The sequence below is a fragment of the Pseudomonas sp. LBUM1664 genome (assembly GCF_059695895.1).
The window spans coordinates 2,693,862-2,711,814 of record NZ_CP166791.1; the positions used below are offsets into that span (position 1 = coordinate 2,693,862).

Below are 17,953 nucleotides of genomic sequence, written 5' to 3' on the forward strand. Positions count from 1 at the left end.
TTGCAGATAAGGTTCCTTGCATGTCATCTGAATTGCACGACCCACCAATGCTGATTCAGCACATGGTAGTTTTGGATGATGTGATTCAAGAGCCAAGGTAAAAAATCATCTTGTCCATTACTGCGAAACTCACCAAAGTTCGGGTCGAAAAAACTGATATGACCGCGATTGGTGAGTTCATAGGCAAGGGCGTGGCCATCGTCCGGGCCCGTTAAGGCGATGATCCCGATGATGGGCGGTGCACTGAGCCTGAACGCTGCGTTGGTCAACTGATAAACCCATTCGTGCGTAGGTCGGTTGTTGGAGAAACCTACCTTGTCATCCAGAAGTACCATTCCATTGCCTCTTGCCCATTGACTCATTTTTTCCAGGCGGTTGGCGTAGGCACGCATATTGTTAATTTGGCCAGGGACATTGGCGACTGTTGATATGGCGTCACCGTCAGCGTCTTTATATTTATAGCCGGTATTAAGCAGGGGGTTGGGGTTTCCGGGATTGTTCCCAAGGGCCTCAACGACTTGATTCTGCGTGACATTCATCCAGTCCGCGATTTCAAGCTTTTGAGCTTCACTAAGAACGGACTGGTTGAACTCCAGGGCTTTATGCTTGGCTTTGCGTCGAGCACACCACTTCATTGAAAGTGCCAGACAGACGCCGTCGCCAAAGTCAGCAAGTGCTGCGCTGTTTGCTATGGTATTTGCCTGATCATATTGAAACAGTTGCCAGACCATACGAAAGCTCCATTTCTAAAAATCGAGTCCACTTGCTCAGGGCTGGGTTATTCATCATTCCAACGCCCACTGCGCCAACTTCCCCGTCACCTGGGTCATCAATACGTTCTCGACATCCCTCGCTCCGGCCGCGCTGCACTTGGCCAACACCGCCTTGACGATCCCCGCATCAAACTCGAACGGCTTGCCCGTCGCGGCCTTGTAGCGTCCCCGCAATTTCTCCAGTTTCGCCAGCACAATCGCCTCCAGCGTCGCTTCATCCAGCGGTCGATAGGCCACCACCGTCATGCGGGCCAGGAACGCCGGGCGAAACGCTTGCAGCAGCACTTTGTGCAAGGCTTCGTTGAAGGCGTCGGTGCCCAGTTGCGCGGCCGGTGTGTCTAGCAGCAGCTCGGCGCCAACGTTGCTGGTGGCGAGCATCACGGTGTTTTTGAAATCCACCACCAGGCCAGTGCCGTCTTCCATCAGGCCCTTGTCGAAGACGTTGTAGAAAGCTTCGAGCACATCGGGGTGGGCTTTTTCGATTTCATCCAGCAGCACCACGGAATAGGGCTTGCGCCGCACCGCTTCGGTGAGCACGCCGCCGCTGCCGTAGCCGACGTAGCCGGGCGGGGCGCCTTTGAGTTGGCTGACGGTGTGCGCCTCCTGATACTCCGAGAGGTTGATGCTGATCAGGTTGCGTTCGCCGCCGTACAAGGCATCGGCCAGGGCGTAGGCGGTTTCGGTCTTGCCCACGCCGGTGGGGCCCACCAACAGGAAAACGCCGACTGGTTTCTGCGGGTCGGTAAGGCCGGCGCGGTAGGCTTGCAGGCGTTGGGCGATGGTACTCAGCGCGGTGTCCTGGCCCATGACCCGCTGGCCCATGCGCTGGCCGAGGGTGCGTACGGCATGGGCTTCGTCGGCGAGCATCTTGCCGACCGGGATGCCGGTCCAGCCGGCGATCACAGCGGCGACGGTCTTGCTGTCCACTTGTTCGGGGACCAGGGGATCGTCCTGGCGAATGGCATCGAGCCCGGCTTCCAGACGCAGTAGCTCGGCGGCCAGATGGTCAATACGGTTATCGACCTCGGTGTCGGGCTTTTCACTGTCGGCGCGTTCGCTCAGGGCGAGCAATTCGCGCCGGGTGTCGAGCAGTTCGCGCACGGCTTCGCGCTCTTCGCCCCAACGGGTTTCCAACTCACGGATGGCCTGCACGTTGCTGCTCGATTCGGTTTCCAGCAGGGTGATGCGCTCGCGGTGGTCCAGCCCGGTTGCCTGTTCCCGGCGCAGGCGTTCGACTTCGTCCTTGAGGCTGTTCTGGCGGTGGCGCAGGCTTTCCAGTGGTGGCGGCACATCGTGCTGGCCGAGGGCGACCCGGGCGCAGGCGGTGTCGAGCACGCTGATGGCTTTGTCCGGCAATTGCCGCCCGGAAATGTAGCGGTGAGACAGCTTCACCGCTTCGTGGATGGCCGCGTCGAGCACTTGCACGCCGTGGTGCTGTTCCAGTTTGGTGGCCACGCCACGGAGCATTTCCACGGCGGTGGTTTCGTCCGGTTCTTCAACCTGCACCAGCTGGAAGCGACGGGCCAGGGCCGGGTCTTTCTCGAAATATTTTTTGTATTCAAGCCATGTGGTGGCGGCCAGGGTGCGCAGCTCGCCCCGGGCCAGGGCCGGTTTGAGCAGGTTGGCGGCATCGCTGCCGCCCTCTGCGCCGCCGGCGCCGATCAGGGTGTGGGCTTCGTCGATGAACAGAATGATCGGTTTTTCGGCGCTGCGTACTGCGTCGATCACCCCTTTGAGACGCTGTTCGAACTCGCCTTTGACGCCCGCGCCGGCCTGTAACAGGCCGAGATCGAGCACTCGCAGCGTGACTTCCTGCAACGACGGCGGTACATCCCCGGCAGCGATGCGCAGGGCCAGGCCTTCAACCACGGCGGTTTTGCCGACCCCCGGTGCCCCCACCAGGATCGGGTTGTTCTGCCGACGCCTGAGCAGGATGTCGATGCACTGACGAATTTCCCCGTCGCGCCCGACGATGGGGTCGATGCGTCCATCCCGTGCGTCGGCGGTCAGGTCCTGGGTGTATTGGTCGAGTACCGGGTCCTGTTTCTGTGGCGCTTCACCGGGTTTGGCCGGGCGCACGCCGCCGACATGCTCCCGGGAGCTTTCGGTCCATTCCAGCAGATGAGCGCGCAAGGCATCCCGTGGAATGCGCAGCAAGGACGAGGCGCTGTTGAGCAACAGGCTGCGGCGCTCGTCACGGTCCAGCAGGGCCAGCAGCAGTAGCCCGGAGCGAATGCTGTCCAGGCCCAGCACGCTGGCCTGGACCACGGCGTCTTCGAGCAGGCCGATGGTTTGCGCCGACAGCGCTGGCGTACGGGTGCTGCCGGATTTGAACAGGTCCAGGGCCTTGTTGGTTTCCGTCGCCACGGCGTCGCGTTCCAAGCCGAAGCGTGGCAACAGGCAGGCGAAGTCGCCGCCTTCGATGTCCAGCAACTCCAGCAGCAGGTGTTCGATTTCCACGTAATGATGGCTGCGCTGCAGGCAGCGTTGCGCGGCCCGTTCCAGGGCGCGGCGGTTGTCCGGGTTGAGGCGTCCGATCAGGCTGGCCAGTTCCATTTCAGGCGATCTCCGGCTGACGAAGGCGGGTTTCGATTTGTTGCAGGGCAAGGCTGGGTTGACGTTGCAGGCCACCGTTCCAGTTCAACCGTGGCGGTGCCTGACGACCCAGTTGCAGCGGACCGGCGCCACGGATCAGCAGCACTAGGGTGCAATCCAGATCGGGGCCGAAATACAAGGCGTAAAGGCTGGCGAGCAACGGATGGGTCTCACCGTTTGGCAGCAATGCGCTGGCCTGGGTTGCGGTCAGCGGGCCTAACGTCAGGCGCACACCGGCATGTTCGTCCCAGACCCGGGTGCCGGCCACCGCGCTGCGGCCCAGGCGCAAGTTGCGACCGCCCGGCTGCAAGCGGCTGCGGCTGGCGGGAGGGATTTCACGCCAGCCGCCTTCGTACGCGGTCAGTTCCACCGGGAGTCCGAACTGCTCACGGACAATCGCCGCGAACCCGGCCAGGGAGCGTCGGCCGTCGGCGTACAACGCGGTGCACGCCAACACCGCAGCGTCGGGCGCGGCCTGGCGCTCTTGCAGCGCCTTAGGCAGCAGGCCGGTCAAGGCGCGCAGTTGCGCCTGTACGGCGGACGCTCCTGGGGCAGTGAAACCCAGGGCGATGCGGTGCTTGCGCATGACTTTGTAGAGCAGGCTGAGCAGGCGATGCTGGAACAGGTCGAGAAATTCCGCCGGTGCGTGATCCCGCACTCGCGCCCGTTGTTGCAGCCATTCCTGATAGGCGTAGGGCAGGGGGCCGTCGGGACCGCCGAGGCCAAAGATCGGCGTGGTCAGGACCGGCGGCAGGCCGGGCTCCTGGCTCAGGCTTTCGACTTCACTGGCGGCGAACAGCGGCGTCAACGGCCCGCGCAGGCGCAAGGCTTCGGCGTGCGGCGCGGTGCCGCTGCCCAAGGTTTCGGCCTGGGGATGTTCGCGTTCGAGCAGCAGCAATGCCTGGAGCCATTCGAAACGTTGCGGATCGCGACGCAAGCGTTGGCTCAGGTTCAGAGCGTCAGGGGTTTGCCGGCTTGGGGTTGCCATGTTTTCACCTCCTTGTCGGACTGAACCAGCACCGTGCGCACGAAGCGATTCGCGGTGGCATACAGCGAAAAGAACTGCGCCAGTACGCCGCAGAACAGCACCGCGCTGCTGCCGACGAAGTGTTGTGGGTCCAGTTGCAGGCGCACTTCCAGCCCGTTGCGCCAGCCGCGCCAGGCGTCTTCGCCGACATGGGCGATGACCCGTTCGCAGCCCAGACCCAATACCCCTTCGATCTGGCGACGGGCGCTGGCCTCGTCCCGCAGGTTGTGCAATTCGAGAATTTCGCGCAGCGCGTCCAGTGCCTGGGGACCTTCGACCAGTGACAAATGGTTGAGCGTCAACTGCGACACCAGCCGCCAGCGCGATTCACCGTCCAGGCGCGGCAAGCTTTGGGGGCTGGGCGGGTTGCGCAGGCGGGCCCAGGCCACCGGCCCCGGACGCTCGAAGCCCAGCGGGGTGCCGGCCGGCAGGCTCTGGGCCAGGTGCCGGTTGGTGCACAGCAATTCGGCCGTGAGGCTGTAGTCCCGGGTGTCGGACAGCGGGTCGAGCTGAGTGTCCACCAGGCTGACCATCAAATCAGTGCCCAATCGGTTCGGGCTCATGCCGCTGACGCGCCGCGCATGCCAGTAGCATGGCTGGTCGTTGGCGTGTTGGCTGCCGTAATAGGCCGGCACCTTGCGTACGCCTTGGCTGGAACTGGCCCGCATGCCGCGGATGCTGTGGATCTCGACGCTGTTTTCCCGATGACTGTCGGCCACCAGTCGGTATTCGCTGCGCGTGCCGTCCGGGCGCAGCGGCTCGGAAGTCCTGGGGAACAGGTTGATCACCGGCGCGCAGCCCAGGGCGATGTCGCTGGCCTGCAGCGGCAGGCGGCTGGCGGGCGCGCGGTCGAAGACGATGTACAGGTACAAGGATTGGCTGTCGCTGGTTGCGCCGGCCAATGGCAAGTCGAAAAAGCCGAACTTGTCGGGGAAAGCAAAGTACTCGGCCAGCAGGCGCATGCCAGGATGCACGCCGTCTTCGTCTGGCAGCAAGGCTTGGTCACTGGCGAAGCCGACGATCTGTGGCAAGCCTGTCAGCGGCTCCGGTACGCTGCCCGGCGGGCCGGCCAGGACCTTGACGGCATGTGCGCCGAGTAAATCGTAGAGCCAGGCGTTGATCATCGGTGACGCCGCCAGGTGCACCCGCAGATGATCGATCCCCAGCGTCGACCATTGGCTTTCGCCCAGGCAAGTCAGGTTCAGGCGCAAGGCCGAACGCGCCTGAACCACCCCGGTCAGCGCCTGGGCTTCGTCACTGCCCAGCAGCAACGCTTCGCTGACTGCTACCGGCCACAGGTGCACGGCTGATGTGGTGCGAAAATGGATGCTCTGGCCCTTGTCCGTGGTGACGAACAAGGGTGTGTCCCGGGGCAGGGGGTAGCCCTCGTTGAGGTTGCCTTTGCTCGGGTCGGGTTCGAACTGCACGATTGCGCACGATGGCAACGGGCGCATGGCCAGGGGATAGAGCTGTTCGAGCAGGGCATCGCTGAATTCGGCGTAGTCGTCATCCAGTCTGCGTTGCAAGCGCGCGGCCAGCAGTGCGAAACCTTCCAGAAGACGCTCGACGTGCGGGTCGGGGCATTCGCCGGGCGACAACTCCAGGCGCCTGGCGACCTTGGGGTAACGTTCGGCGAACAGGCTCCCAGCGTGACGCAGCCAGGTCAGTTCACGCTGGTAATAATCGAGCAGTTGCGGGTCAATCGAGTCGCTCATGTCGTACCTCAAGGCCGTCGTCGGCGTGCTCGATGACAAATGCCACGGGCCATGAGTGCTGGTCGCCACGCAACTCTCCTGAAAGCCGTATGCTCAGTTGTTGCGGATGGCCCGGCACCGGGTTGACTTGCACCTCGCCCAGGCGCAGCCGAGGTTCGAAGTGAGTGATGGCCTGGCGAATTTCCCGGGTCAGCTGGCGACGGTCATCGCTGCGCTGCTGCTGTAGCGCGGTCCAGTCAGCGATGCCGTAATCCAGGATGCTCGGCGGTTCGGTCAGCGCCCGTGGGCCGCGTCGGGTGTTGAACAGGCGCAGCAGTTCGGCGTGCACCGAGTCTTGCAACGCCTGTCGATCGAACGCCCGGCCAGCCTCGTCCGCCGGGCTGGCCAGGCGGTCGAACAGGGGAGGCCGAAGCCCGAAGCCAGCCATGGGCGCGCTCCGTCACTTGGTCATTTTGTTGGCCGCCAGGTCCCAGGTCGTGCCCGCGGTGCCTTCTTTGGTGCCGTCGTCTTTCTGGGCGGTGAGTTCCCATTTGATCTTGGTGAAGTTCAGCGACAGGGTTTCCACCGGTTTGCCGCCCGTACCGCCACTGACACTGACGTTGGACAGCACGACGTTGGTCAGGGTGTAGATGATGAAGGGCATGAGTTTGCCGCTGCCCTCGGCGGCGTTGCGGCCGATGGTGATGACGGCTTGCGGGATCGGTTTGCCGGCGCAGCAATATTCGTTGAGCGTGGGGGTGGAGCTGTCGACGAATTTGGTCAGGGTGAATTCGCCGATGTGGGGCCTGCCGGAGGTGCGCTCCGAGTTGCTGACGTCGTTGGTCACTTGCATTGCCACGTTATGGCTGTAGGACATGACCTCGATCTTGTCCGTGTAGCCCTCGAGCAGGCTGTCGCCTTTGATGTCGCCGCCGAGGTCGAGAATGATCGCATCCATTGTATGGAACTCCTGAAGAAGACAAGTGGGGTAATGCCCGGTACCGATCGGTTAGGTGTGGCGAGGGAGCTCCTCGCCACAGGTTTCAGCCGTCAGGCGGCTACCGGTGGCGGCAGGGTCGCCACCAGGCGGATCGAAGCGGTCAGTTCCTCAAGCTGGAAGTGCGGCCGCAGGAACACCGTGGCCTTGTAGGCACCGGGTTTGCCGGCCACTTCCGTCACGTCCACCCGCGCTTCGCGCAACGGGTACTGGGCCTTGATCTCTTGTGGCGCGTTGTCGTTGATCAGCACGTAATCGGCGATCCAGTTGTTGAGGTAGGTCTGCACGTTGTCGCGGGTCATGAAGCTGCCGACCTTGTCGCGCATGATCACTTTCAGGTAATGGGCGAAACGCGAGGCCGCAAGGACATACGGCAACATCGCCGAGATCCGTGCGTTGGCGTTGGCCTCGTTGGTGTTATAGAGCTTGGCCTTGTTGGTGGTCTGGCCACCGAAGAACACCGCCACGTCGCTGTTTTTCTTGTGGCACAGGGAAATGAAGCCCAGGTCGTTGAGTTCTTTCTCGCGACGGTCGGTGATTGCCACTTCGGTGGGGCATTTGAGCGACAGGTCCCCGGAACTGGTGCGGAAGGTATGCGCCGGCAGGCCTTCGACTGCACCCCCGCCCTCGGCACCGCGAATTGCTGCGCACCAGCCATATTTGGCGAAGGCCTCGGTGATGCGTTGCGACAGCGCCCAGGCGGCGTTGCCCCACAGGTATTTGCTGTGGTCGGTGCCGTTGACGTCCTCGACGTAGTTGATGCCTTCCACCGGCAAGGTGTCCGGGCCATAGGGCAGGCGCAACAGGAAGTGCGGCAGCACCAGGGACACGTAGCGCGAGTCTTCGCTTTCGCGGAACGAGCGCCACTTGATCAGCTCCTGGCTCTCGAAAATCTTCGACAGGTCCCGAGGCACCGCCAGTTCGGTGAAACTGGTCATGTCGAACAACCGGGGGCTGGCAGCAGCAATGAACGGCGCGTGAGCTGCGGCGGCCACATTCGACAGTTTTTCCAGCAGGCCGATGTCCTGTGGATGCCGGCCAAACGTGTAGTCGCCCACCAGCAGGCTGAACGGATGCCCGCCGAAGGTGCCGTATTCTTCTTCGTAGATTTTCTTGAAGAGCGCGCTCTGGTCGAACTCGACGGCTTTTTCCAGATCGCTCTGCAGCTCTTTCTGAGTCACGTTGAGCAGGCGCAATTTGAGCCGGGTGCTGGTTTCGGTGTTCTGCACCAGCAGGTGCAGGCCGCGCCAGGAGGCTTCGAGTTTCTGCAGGTCGGGATGGTGCAGCACTTCGTTGAGCTGGGCGCTGATCAACTGATCGATCTGGCTGATGCGGTCGTTGATCATCGCCACGGTGTCCTTGTCGATGGCCATGCCTTCGTCGAGGACCTGGGTGGCAAATTCGGCCAGCATGTCGCGGGCGTAATCCTGCTGGCTGTCGTCGTGGGCCATGCGGCCTTCGGCGATGATCTTGTCCAGCAGGGACAGGGTCTGGGTCGTGCTCTCGCTGGTTTGAGCGCTGGATGAAGCAGGCATGGCTTTATCTCCCTTGAGTGATGAGCACGATCAGGCCTGTGGCTCGGCCGGGGCTGGGTCGTCATTGGCGGCCGCGGCCGGTGGCTCTTGCGGTGTCTCCTGGGGCCGGGCTGACTTGATTTCTTGCAGGCCTTCGGTGTTGGCGATCACGTCGCGCAGCAGCTTGTCCAGGTCATCGTTGCCGTCGAGTTTGGTCAGCAGGTCCCGCAGGCGTTGACGGGCTTCGAACAGCCGGCGCAGCGGCGTGACCTGCTCGACGACCTTGACCGGGTCGAAGTCGTCGATGTGACGGAAGTTGAGTTCGATGTTGAGCTTGCTGTCATCGCCGCTGAGGGTGTTGTTCACCTGGAGGGTGGCGCGGGGGGCAATGGACGCGAGGACTTCATTAAAATTATCGCGATCGATTTCCGTGAAGCGCCGCTCGTTGAGCTTGGGCAGCGCGTCCAGCGGTTTGCCCGAGAGGTCGGCCAGAATGCCGACCACCAGTGGCAACTCTTTCTTTTCGATGGCATTGCCGATTTCCACGTCATAGGTGATCTGAACGCGGGGAGGACGGACTCTGTCGAGCTTGTGCTGGGTACTTTCTGCCATGGCGGCCGACTCCGATGCATGTGTGGAAGCAATGCATCGGGGGGCCCGCTCATTGCATTCCCTTGCTGATCCGCAGGTTGCAAATGGAGGGCAGAAGACCTGTCATTCCCTTGACGAACCTGGTGCATTCGACCGTGTTGGCCGAACTACCCAAGACGCTAGAACAGGTCTATAAAAATGCAAGCAAAAACAATTTTTGACCGCTGAGAAAAGGAAAATTCATTTTGCGTGTCTTTTTTTTCGGAGTTTTCTTGAGCCTGACGCTCACCGGTTGCTCGCTCTTCGCCCCCAGCGTCGACCTGGGCAGCCTGACCCTGGACGTCGCGCCCCGGGCCAATGACAACACGCCAATAGCGGTGGATTTCATCGCCGTAAACGACCCGGACTTGCTCAAGCAGCTGTCGGGTATCACCGCCAGCCAGTGGTTTGCCGAGCGCGAACAGTTCCAACGCGACTATCGTCAACTCATGTCGGTGTGGGGGCTGGAGCTGGTTCCGGGGCAATTTATCGACCGCCAAGCCTTCCCGCTGGAGGGCCGGCGCGCCGCTGGACTTTTGGTCTTCGCCAGCTATAACACTCCCGGAGCCCACCGACTTCGGCTGGACGATCAGCGCAAGGCCTGGCTGAAGTTCGACAGTCGTGAGATGACCCTCGTGAATGATGGGCAGCTCAATGACAGCCAGCCTTGAGTGACCGCGGGCCGCCTGTAGCGGCGACATTGGGATGTCGAAGGGAGTCGTATGAGTCTGTTACCTGACGCGGTTTGCTGGCATGAGGGCATGCAGTTGTTGCCCCAGCATTTCCAATTACAAGGGCTGCGCGCCGAGGCCCTGGCCGCGCATTTTGCCGGCGCCTGCAACCCCTGGTTCTGGGGTGTCAGCCAGTTGGACGTCGACCCTTCGGCCCTCAGCGCCGGCCAGGTTCGCCTGTTGCAACTGCAGGGCACCTTGCCGGACGGGTTGCCGGTCAACCTGCAGGCCGGTGTCGGTCCGGCCCTGGAGCTGGACATCACCGAGGCGGTCAACAAGACCGAGGACGCCACCGTGACCGTGTACCTGGCCATCAGCCCGCTCTGGCGCGCCGGGCAATTGCTGCCGCTCAAGGGACGCTTGCAGTCGGTGGTCGGCGAAGCCTTGCCGGACCTCACCAGCGGCGAATTCCCCGAGTCGATCACGGTCTGGCGACCCAACCCGCGACTGTGCACGCAACTGAGCAAGGCTGATTCGATCTGCCTGCCGCTGATGCGCATCCGCAAGGAAGGCGGTGGCTTCCTGCGTGTGCCCTATACGCCGCCCACGCCCGTGCTGTTGCCCGAATCCGTGCTCGGTCGGCGGGTCGCCGAGCTGTGTGCCCGGGCTCGGGAAAAGTGCTTGTTCCTCGCCGGGCGCCTGCGTCAGGCCCAGGCGGCCGGTAATCAGGACGACGCGTTGGAGATCCGCCGGCAATTGACCGCGTTGTGGGCGCGGTTGCCCGAGGTCGAGGGCACGCTGAGTACCCGCGTGGCCACGCCTCAGGTGCTGTACGGCTTGCTGTTGGGGTTGGCCGGGGCCTGGTCTGCCCTCGATCCGTTGGCTGGCGTCCCGGCCTTCGCGCCATTGGATTTTTTGGAGTTGCAGCGCGGCTACGAGCCGCTGCTCGACTGGCTGGAAACCACCCTGGAACGGGTTCGTGCCGGCTATCGCAGCCTGGCTTTCGAACGTAATGACCAGGTCTTTTCCATCCAGTTACCCGACGACCAGCCGAGCCAGCGTCTGGTGATCGGCCTGCGCATGCCCAACGGTGCCAGTGAGCAGGCCGCGGCCGAGTGGCTGCGCGGGGCGATCATCGCGTCCGCGCCGCACATCCCGCTGTTGAGCCGACAACGCATGAGTGGTTTGCCCCATCAGGCCATGAGCCGCAATGAGCAGGTGGCCTACAGCGTGGGCGACGACACCCTGTTGTTTGTGGTGGCCGCCAGCGGCCAATGGTTTGACGGGCAATTGCCGTTGCACATCGTGGCGCCCGCATCGCATCAGGCCAGCGGCCCGTGGCAAGTGGTGTTGTTTGTGGCGCAAGCCGGTGAAAGTGCCTGATCGCAAAAGGGGAGTCGTATGCCTGAGGGAAGTGGCGGGGCGGTTCGGGGTCTGCATGAGGCGCCGCTGAGCAGCGCTTTTCGTCAGGCCTGGCTGAAATGGTCCCAGGAGTGGCAGGACTTGCCTAAGGACAGCGACCCTGCGGCGTTGGTCACCCGTGTGGTGGAGTTTTCCGGGCGCAGCGCCCAGCGCTTGTGGCGGGTGGCCTTCGCCACCGTCGGCGATGCCGCCACCGAGCAGGTCAAGGCGCTGGTCTACGCCTTTGTGGCGCTGGTGGACGAAACCTTGCTGTTCACTGCGTGGCCGGGGCAACTTGCCTGGCAGCAGCACCCGCTGGAAGCACGTATGTATTCCAGCCGTCAGGCGGGCGAGCGGCTGCCCTCGGCCATCAAGAAACTGCTGGATGAGCAGATGCCCGGCACCCGCGACTTGGCGAATGTCTACCTACAATGCCTGATCCTCGGGTTCCAGGGCCGATTGCGTGGCGAGCCCGGTCAGATCCAGCATGAAAAATGGCGCCTGGCGCTGTTCACTTTTGCCTGGCAGCACGACCCCGATTATGTCGACGTCAGCCAGCGCCTGGCGATGTCTTCGGCGGCAACGCCGGTACGTATGCCGGTGCAGCAGTCGCTGCCGGATGGTTTTCGCCTGGGGCTGGCGATCCTGGCGATGGTGTTGCTGCTGACCGGGTTGGGGCAGGTGTTCTGGCGTGACATCCGTTTGGAGCTCGAACCGGTGCTGCAACTGAACGAGTCGGTGGTTGCGGAGCAGGAGTCATGAGCACGTTGAGCATCGTCGCCCTGGTGTTGCTCGCCATCGTCCTGGTGTTGTTGGTCGCGGCCGTGATCTGGTGGCTGCGCACCCAAGGCGGTGCGGCCATCCGCAGTTTCTATGGGGCGGTGCACCACATGGAACAGGAGCAAGGCATCCGGGACCGCTATCAGATGCCCTGGATGTTGATGCTCGGCAACGAAACCGACGGCGCCCAGTTGTGCACCCAGTGGCGTTTGCAACCGACGGACAAGGCGGCGTGGTTTGGTCGCTGGTGGTCGGACGCCGAAGGCGCGGTGTTGGTGGTGCCCCAGGCGTTGTTTCTGCCCGATGAAGGCATGAACCTGCAGCGGGGCAACTGGTGGCGCTTGTTGGGGCTGATCCTGCGGCTGCGCAGCAGACGACCGCTGGACGCGGTGATCTGGACTGTCCCGTTCAGTAAACTCGATGACATTGAACACACCACCGAGTTGAGCCTCAAGGTTCGGCGGTGTTTTATCGACCTTCTGCAACGGTTCGGTCTCAGCCTGCCGGTGTACGTGGTGATCACCGGGATGGAGGAACTGCCCGGGTTCCAGGAACTGGTCAGCGCATTGCCCGCCGAGGCCCGGGAATCGACGTTGGGCTGGTCGTCGCCTTACCTGCCCGATGCGGCGTGGCAGTCGCAGTGGAGTGACCAGGCGCTGGATCAGGTCAACGCCGCACTGTCGCAATCGATCATCGAGATCGGTGCGTTGTCGGGGCAATTGAGCACCGATCTGTACGGTTTGCCCGAGCGTTTCGAAGGGTTGCGGCGGGCCTTGCAGATCCTCCTGGAACCGGTTTTCCAGGGCAACGCCCAGGGTGAGGCACCGCATTTTCGCGGCGTGTATTTCACTGCCAGCCAGGCGCCGGCGGTCTCCGGGGACGGGTTTTCAGCCACCGACAACGCACTGCGGCAAACGGTTTTTGCCCGGCAACTGTGGTCACGGCGGCTGGTGGCCGAGCGAGGCCTGGCCCAGGCGGTACCGCGTCTGTTGCGCTTGCGCCAGCGCTGGCATCGGATGGCCGGAGGGGTGGCGTTGGTGGTTGGCCTGATCTGGCTGGGGAGCATGCTGTGGGTCTGGCACGATTCGGTGGAGCAGGCCGAGGAGCTGTCGCGGTTGATCCTCAGCGCCCATAAGAACCACCTTGTGGTCGACCCCGACGAGCCGCAGTTGGAGCCGACCCGGCACAACGTGCAGAACTACTGGAACATGCTGGAGAAAGCCCCGCGCTGGCGCTTCGTCTCGGTGGTTTTTCCCACGTCATGGTTCTCTTCCGTGGACACCCAATTGCAAAGCGGGTTACGCCTGACCGCCCGGCACCACTGGGTATTGCCCTTGCGTGACCTGCTGGCGTCGGACCTGGAACAGCTCAAGGCCATCCGCAACACCGAGCGGCGGGGCAATGTGCAAAGCGAAGACCCGGCGCAATGGCAGAGCTACGTGAAGGCCAAGGAACTGGTGGAGCTTGCGGTGCGCCTCGAACAGCACAACCAGATGTTCAGCCAGGCGGTGAACAACCCCAAGGCACCGCTGGATGAGCTGGTGCAGCTGAGTAACGCCGCCTTGTCGCTGAGCCTCAATACCGGCACCTTGAGCCGGGCAGGGTTCTACAACCGGGTGCTGTTCGATTCCCAAAATACCGATTTGAAAGGGCTGGACCTGAACGCCGCGCGCCCGGTGGTTTCCGATAACTTCACGGGCCTGATGCAGCGTTGGCTCGATCATTATTTTTTGGCGGACAACTTCGTGCGCCAGGCCGGTTATCTCAAGCTGCACCTGCAACGGCTGGAGGCGGGCAGCGGCAATTCCTTGAGCGACCTCGAAGACCTGATGGCGCTGATCGACGATTTGCAGACGCTGGTCAGCCTGACCAATTCGGCCTGGGGGCGAGGCAAGGGGCAAGACCTGGTGCCCGGTTATACCCAAATGATGGACAAGGTCAGCCACAGCACGCTGCTTGGGCCGGATATCGAGCAAGATCTGGAAAGTCAGGCGGCGAAGCTGCAACAGAGCTTTCGGGACCAGTGGATCGTCCAGACCGGTTCGCGGGACAATCTGCTGGTCCAGCAGGGCAGTGGCTTGCTGGTGCTGCAAGACCATGTCACGGCGCTGGACGGCGCGGTGCAAGCCTTGTTCAAACGGGATTTCGTGGCGCTGGCCATGCAGAAGGATCCGTCGGACGGCAACGCCGATTCGATGGGCCAGGGCGACGGTAGCGACGATTTCAGCACCGCCCTGAACTACTTCGCCAGCTACAAGAGCTATGCCAATGAAGAACTGCCGCGCATTCCGCCGGATTACCGTGACGCGCTGATGCAGGCTGCTGAAGGTGCCGCGGCGCGGGCCATGTGGCTGAGCCTGAATGAAAGCGACGAGCAGCTACCCGGCATGGGCTTCAACGTGCAAACGTCCCAGGCCGTTGCGCTGCAAAAAGCCTTCATGGACCTGCACCGTGCCGACCTGGCGACGCGTTTCCAGCGCCTGCTCAATCGCCGTGCGTTGGCGGAAATCAAGAGTGGCCTGAACGAAATCGATGCCCAGCCATTGTTCAGCCAACGGGCCGATGTCCAGCGCTGGAATGGCTCGAAGAACTTCGGTTTGCAGTTGTTTGGCGCAACCGACCCACAAGATCTGAAGCTGAGCCTGAACCAGCAATTCGGCGCCATGCTGCAGATCGCCGAGCAGCGTATGCCGGCACTGGAATGGCTGATCGTCCAACAGGACAACCTGTCGGCCCTGGAGCACGATCAGGTGGCGCGATTCATGGCGCTCAACGATGAGTTGCTCAAGTACAAGAACCAGAACCCAGCCAGTCCGGCCGCTCAACTGGAGCAATTGGTGAGCCGGGACTTCATCGAGATGGACACCACGTCCTGCGCACAGATCCTGCAAACCTCCAGCCTGTCCGGTGGGCGCGGTGGCCTGGCCCTGCGGACTGTCACCCTGCAGCAGAGTGCCCTGCAACGTTGCCTGTACCTGCAACAGAACCAGGCGGCGACTGCCTGGAATGACTTGGCCAACTATTTCAATCAATACCTGGCCGGGCGCTTTCCGTTTTCCCAGGATGTCCGGGCCAGCGATGCCGACCCGGCGCGGGTGCAGCATCTGCTGGAGTTGATCGACACACGCTTGCCCCTGGCCCAGGCCGGGCTGACGTTGAGCCAGACACCGGATCGGTTGGCCGCCGAAGATTTTCTCAACCGTTTGAAACAGGCCGGTACCTGGCTGGGGCCGCTGTTCGTGCGGGACAAGAGCGGCATTCTCGGTGTGGAAATGGACGTGCGCTGGCGCACCGACCGCGATGAAGAGCGCGGCGCCGACCAGGTGATCGCCTGGGGCCTGAATGCCGGCAACCAGCAAATCAGCTACCCCGGCGATGCCCAGCAGAACCTGCGCTGGATGGTCGGGCAGCCCGTGCGCCTGACCTTGCGCTGGGCGCGCAACGGTTATCAGCGCCCGGCCAACGATCCGTTGCAGCCCAACCTGGTGGTGCGCGAGCTGGAAGCCGGTTGGGAATACCAAGGGCCTTGGTCGTTGCTGCGTCTGATGCGCTCGCTGGGGTCGGCCCAGCGCCAGCCGAACGTCGACTACACCGACTTTCCGCTGACCCTGCAACTGCCGGTAACGGCCCAGACCCAGCCCAGCACGGCGCAGCAAACCTTGATGTTTTTGCGCCTGTCGTTGATGAGCCAGGGCTCGAAGCTGCCGCTATCAATTGCGCCGCTGCCGACCCGGGCGCCACGTTCACCTTTCATGGCGACCTCATCGAGCCCCGCCATCGCGACCCGTGAGGAGGGCCTGTGAGCTTGCCGATATCCCTTTTGCCCGAACGGGTCTCCCTGTTGCTCGAGCCGATCAGCGCCGAATTGCCCTGCGGCCCGGACCTGCGCTACGAGCCGGAATACGACCAGTTGCGCGAGTTGCGCCGGGAGGACGACACCAGCCTGCCCACGGGCGTGTGGCAGTCCTCGATCAAGCGCGCCCAATGGGCGGAGCTGGAAAAACTCGCTAGCACGCTGTTGCTTGAGCGCACTAAGGATTTGATGATCAGCGCCTGGCTGGGGGAGGCCTGGTTGCACTTGTCGGGGCTGGAAGGGTTGCCGCGCAGTCTGGCGCTGGTGGTGGATCTGTGTGAACGCTACCCCGAGCAGTTGCACCCCCAGGCCGATGAGGGTGACCAGTCGTGGCGGGTGATCCCGCTGGAGTGGCTGGCTCGCCGCTACAGCGAAGTGTTGCTGACACGGGTGCCGTTGTTCGAGAGTCGCGACAAGCCCTTTGACAGTTTTTGCCTGGACGACTGGCAACGTCTGCAGCGTCAGCAAGTGTTGGTCAATGACAGCAAAAACGCCAAGGCATCGGCGGAAGCCGCGCGCAACGAGCAAAAGAAACTCACCGAACTGATTCGCACCACACCCTTGTCGTTCTGGTTGCATCGCCAGGCCAGCCTGATGTCGAGCCTGCAGCACTTGCAACGGCTCGAAGCCTGGAGCGACGCTTACCTTGGCAATCTGGCCCCGGGCTACAAATCCCTGCAGGACGTGATGCAGGCCTTGCTGGCACTGGTAGAGGAGTTCATCGCGATGCACCCACAGCAACCCACTGCCGTGCCGGCGCACACTTCACCCGCCGTTGCCCCGCAGGCGGACCAGGCACAGGCGGGCGCCGCACCGGCCCAGGCCTTTCAGGAGCCGGTCAGTCGCGAAGAAGCCTATCGGCAGTTACTGGTCATTGCCGGGTACCTGGCACGTACCGAGCCCCACAGTCCGGTGCCCTATCTGATACGGCGGGGGGTGGAGTGGGGCAACAAGCCGTTGAGCGAGCTGCTGGGTGAGCTGATCAGTGCCGACGCCGAATCCCGGCGCCTGTGGACCCTGCTGGGGGTTCTTTAAGGCTGCGCTTCGGGTAACGGCACTGGCGTCAGCACCGGTTTACCGGAAAAGAACGCGGTCAGGTTCTGGCCCACCATCTCCACCGTGTCGCGGGTCGCTTCCGGCGACAAACCCGCCACATGGGGCGTCAGGACTACGTTGGGCAGAGTTTTCAACGTGTCTGGCACGTCAGGCTCGTGCTCGAACACATCCAGGGCCGCCCCGGCGATTCGCCGTTGTTCCAGCGCGTTGATCAAGTCGGCGGTGGCGACGACGCTGCCCCGGGCAATGTTCACCAGAAAACCGTCGGGCCCCAGGGCATCGAGGGTCTGTTTGTTGATCAACTGCCGGGTATCCAGGCCACCGGGCGTGGCGACGATCAGGAAGTCCGAGGCTCGGGCCAGTTCCGTCGGCGTGGCACAGAAGGTGTAGGGCACGTCGCTGCGCACCCGGCGATTATGGTAGCTGACGCTCATGTCGAAGCCGAGGGCGGCGCGTTTGGCAATTGCCATCCCCACCGCGCCAAGGCCCAACACGCCCAAACGCTTGCCGGCCAGGGAAGGGCGCATGACTTTTGTCCATTGACCCTGGCGCACACTGGCATCGGCCCGAGGAATGTCGCGCACCAGTGCCAGCAACAGCGCCATGGCATGGTCGGCCACCGACGAGGCATTGACCCCGGCGCCGTTGGTCACCACGATGCCGCGGTTGCATGCGGCCTGCAGGTCCACCTGCTCGTAACCGGCGCCGATCACGCAGATGATTTGCAGGTTGGGCAGGGCGGCGATTTCTTCGGCCGTCAAACCCAGGGGGCCGCGGGTCAAGACCGCACTGAACCGTTCGCCCTGTTCGAAAATCGCCGCCTTGCGCTCGGCAGGCGTTGGCGCCAGCTCCAGGTGGTAGCCCTGACGCTCAAGAATCGGCAGGTATTCGTTGACGGTTTCAACCAGTACCAGAACGGTTACGCTCATGCTGTGCTCCTGTGGGCGTCTTGAATCGCGTGG

General features: G+C 62.9%; 14 protein-coding genes. 5 read left to right on the plus strand and 9 right to left on the minus strand.

All coding sequences use genetic code 11. The annotated features are described in order from the left end of the window. Positions 1–23: 23 nt before the first annotated feature. The 8 genes from ACA047_RS12735 to tssB all read right to left on the minus strand — a co-directional run bounded on the left by ACA047_RS12735 (position 24) and on the right by tssB (position 9,212). Positions 24–731 carry a YopT-type cysteine protease domain-containing protein gene (locus tag ACA047_RS12735; protein WP_497359526.1) on the minus strand — a complete coding sequence of 236 codons (708 nt, stop codon included), beginning with the start codon at positions 729–731 and terminating at the stop codon, positions 24–26. Positions 732–785: 54 nt separating this feature from the next. After that, positions 786–3,329, minus strand: coding sequence for a type VI secretion system ATPase TssH (gene tssH, locus ACA047_RS12740; protein WP_497359527.1), 2,544 nt, complete (start codon positions 3,327–3,329; stop codon positions 786–788). A gap of 1 nt (position 3,330) precedes the next feature. After that, positions 3,331–4,356, minus strand: coding sequence for a type VI secretion system baseplate subunit TssG (gene tssG / locus ACA047_RS12745; RefSeq protein WP_497359528.1), 1,026 nt, complete (start codon positions 4,354–4,356; stop codon positions 3,331–3,333). Then, on the minus strand, positions 4,320–6,110 hold the full coding sequence (gene tssF / locus ACA047_RS12750) for a type VI secretion system baseplate subunit TssF (protein WP_497359529.1): 1,791 nt from the start codon (positions 6,108–6,110) through the stop codon (positions 4,320–4,322). Before tssF ends, tssG begins: the two co-directional genes overlap by 37 nt. After that, the gene (tssE, locus tag ACA047_RS12755; RefSeq protein WP_497359530.1) at positions 6,094–6,537 is read right to left on the minus strand and encodes a type VI secretion system baseplate subunit TssE; all 444 of its coding nucleotides are present in this window, start codon (positions 6,535–6,537) and stop codon (positions 6,094–6,096) included. Before tssE ends, tssF begins: the two co-directional genes overlap by 17 nt. 12 nt (positions 6,538–6,549) lie before the next feature. Next, positions 6,550–7,047 carry an Hcp family type VI secretion system effector gene (locus ACA047_RS12760; protein ID WP_214912142.1) on the minus strand — a complete coding sequence of 166 codons (498 nt, stop codon included), beginning with the start codon at positions 7,045–7,047 and terminating at the stop codon, positions 6,550–6,552. A gap of 92 nt (positions 7,048–7,139) precedes the next feature. Then, positions 7,140–8,621, minus strand: coding sequence for a type VI secretion system contractile sheath large subunit (tssC, locus tag ACA047_RS12765; protein WP_497359531.1), 1,482 nt, complete (start codon positions 8,619–8,621; stop codon positions 7,140–7,142). 30 nt (positions 8,622–8,651) lie between these two features. Next, on the minus strand, positions 8,652–9,212 hold the full coding sequence (gene tssB / locus ACA047_RS12770) for a type VI secretion system contractile sheath small subunit (protein ID WP_497359532.1): 561 nt from the start codon (positions 9,210–9,212) through the stop codon (positions 8,652–8,654). Positions 9,213–9,436: 224 nt separating this feature from the next. Here tssB and ACA047_RS12775 point away from each other — a divergent pair, with 224 nt between their 5' ends. From ACA047_RS12775 to tssA, 5 genes are read left to right on the plus strand one after another with little or no spacing between them, the layout of a single operon-like run. Further along, the gene (locus tag ACA047_RS12775) at positions 9,437–9,901 is read left to right on the plus strand and encodes a type VI secretion protein (RefSeq protein ID WP_497359533.1); all 465 of its coding nucleotides are present in this window, start codon (positions 9,437–9,439) and stop codon (positions 9,899–9,901) included. 51 nt (positions 9,902–9,952) lie between these two features. Then, positions 9,953–11,284 (plus strand): type VI secretion system baseplate subunit TssK, encoded by a 1,332-nt coding sequence (tssK, locus tag ACA047_RS12780; protein ID WP_497359534.1) that lies wholly within the window; start codon positions 9,953–9,955, stop codon positions 11,282–11,284. A gap of 18 nt (positions 11,285–11,302) precedes the next feature. Next, positions 11,303–12,064 (plus strand): DotU family type IV/VI secretion system protein, encoded by a 762-nt coding sequence (locus ACA047_RS12785; RefSeq protein WP_497359535.1) that lies wholly within the window; start codon positions 11,303–11,305, stop codon positions 12,062–12,064. Next, positions 12,061–15,885, plus strand: coding sequence for a type VI secretion system protein (locus ACA047_RS12790; protein ID WP_497359536.1), 3,825 nt, complete (start codon positions 12,061–12,063; stop codon positions 15,883–15,885). The genes ACA047_RS12785 and ACA047_RS12790 overlap by 4 nt, the downstream gene beginning before the upstream one ends. Continuing rightward, positions 15,882–16,970: a type VI secretion system protein TssA gene (gene tssA, locus ACA047_RS12795; protein ID WP_497359537.1), complete on the plus strand. Its 1,089-nt coding sequence runs from the start codon at positions 15,882–15,884 to the stop codon at positions 16,968–16,970. The genes ACA047_RS12790 and tssA overlap by 4 nt, the downstream gene beginning before the upstream one ends. Here the strand turns inward: tssA and ACA047_RS12800 are convergent. Then, positions 16,967–17,920 carry a 2-hydroxyacid dehydrogenase gene (locus tag ACA047_RS12800; protein WP_497359538.1) on the minus strand — a complete coding sequence of 318 codons (954 nt, stop codon included), beginning with the start codon at positions 17,918–17,920 and terminating at the stop codon, positions 16,967–16,969. The genes tssA and ACA047_RS12800 overlap by 4 nt on opposite strands. Positions 17,921–17,953 lie beyond the last annotated feature (33 nt).

Coding starts and splice junctions, on each gene's coding strand:
- ACA047_RS12790 (WP_497359536.1), top strand. CDS start 12,061: ATGAGCACGTTGAGCATCGTCGCCCTGGTGTTGCTCGCCATCGTCCTG.
- tssB (WP_497359532.1), bottom strand. CDS start 9,212: ATGGCAGAAAGTACCCAGCACAAGCTCGACAGAGTCCGTCCTCCCCGC.
- tssE (WP_497359530.1), bottom strand. CDS start 6,537: ATGGCTGGCTTCGGGCTTCGGCCTCCCCTGTTCGACCGCCTGGCCAGC.
- ACA047_RS12735 (WP_497359526.1), bottom strand. CDS start 731: ATGGTCTGGCAACTGTTTCAATATGATCAGGCAAATACCATAGCAAAC.
- tssF (WP_497359529.1), bottom strand. CDS start 6,110: ATGAGCGACTCGATTGACCCGCAACTGCTCGATTATTACCAGCGTGAA.
- tssC (WP_497359531.1), bottom strand. CDS start 8,621: ATGCCTGCTTCATCCAGCGCTCAAACCAGCGAGAGCACGACCCAGACC.
- tssG (WP_497359528.1), bottom strand. CDS start 4,356: ATGGCAACCCCAAGCCGGCAAACCCCTGACGCTCTGAACCTGAGCCAA.
- ACA047_RS12800 (WP_497359538.1), bottom strand. CDS start 17,920: ATGAGCGTAACCGTTCTGGTACTGGTTGAAACCGTCAACGAATACCTG.
- tssH (WP_497359527.1), bottom strand. CDS start 3,329: ATGGAACTGGCCAGCCTGATCGGACGCCTCAACCCGGACAACCGCCGC.
- ACA047_RS12785 (WP_497359535.1), top strand. CDS start 11,303: ATGCCTGAGGGAAGTGGCGGGGCGGTTCGGGGTCTGCATGAGGCGCCG.
- tssK (WP_497359534.1), top strand. CDS start 9,953: ATGAGTCTGTTACCTGACGCGGTTTGCTGGCATGAGGGCATGCAGTTG.
- ACA047_RS12760 (WP_214912142.1), bottom strand. CDS start 7,047: ATGGATGCGATCATTCTCGACCTCGGCGGCGACATCAAAGGCGACAGC.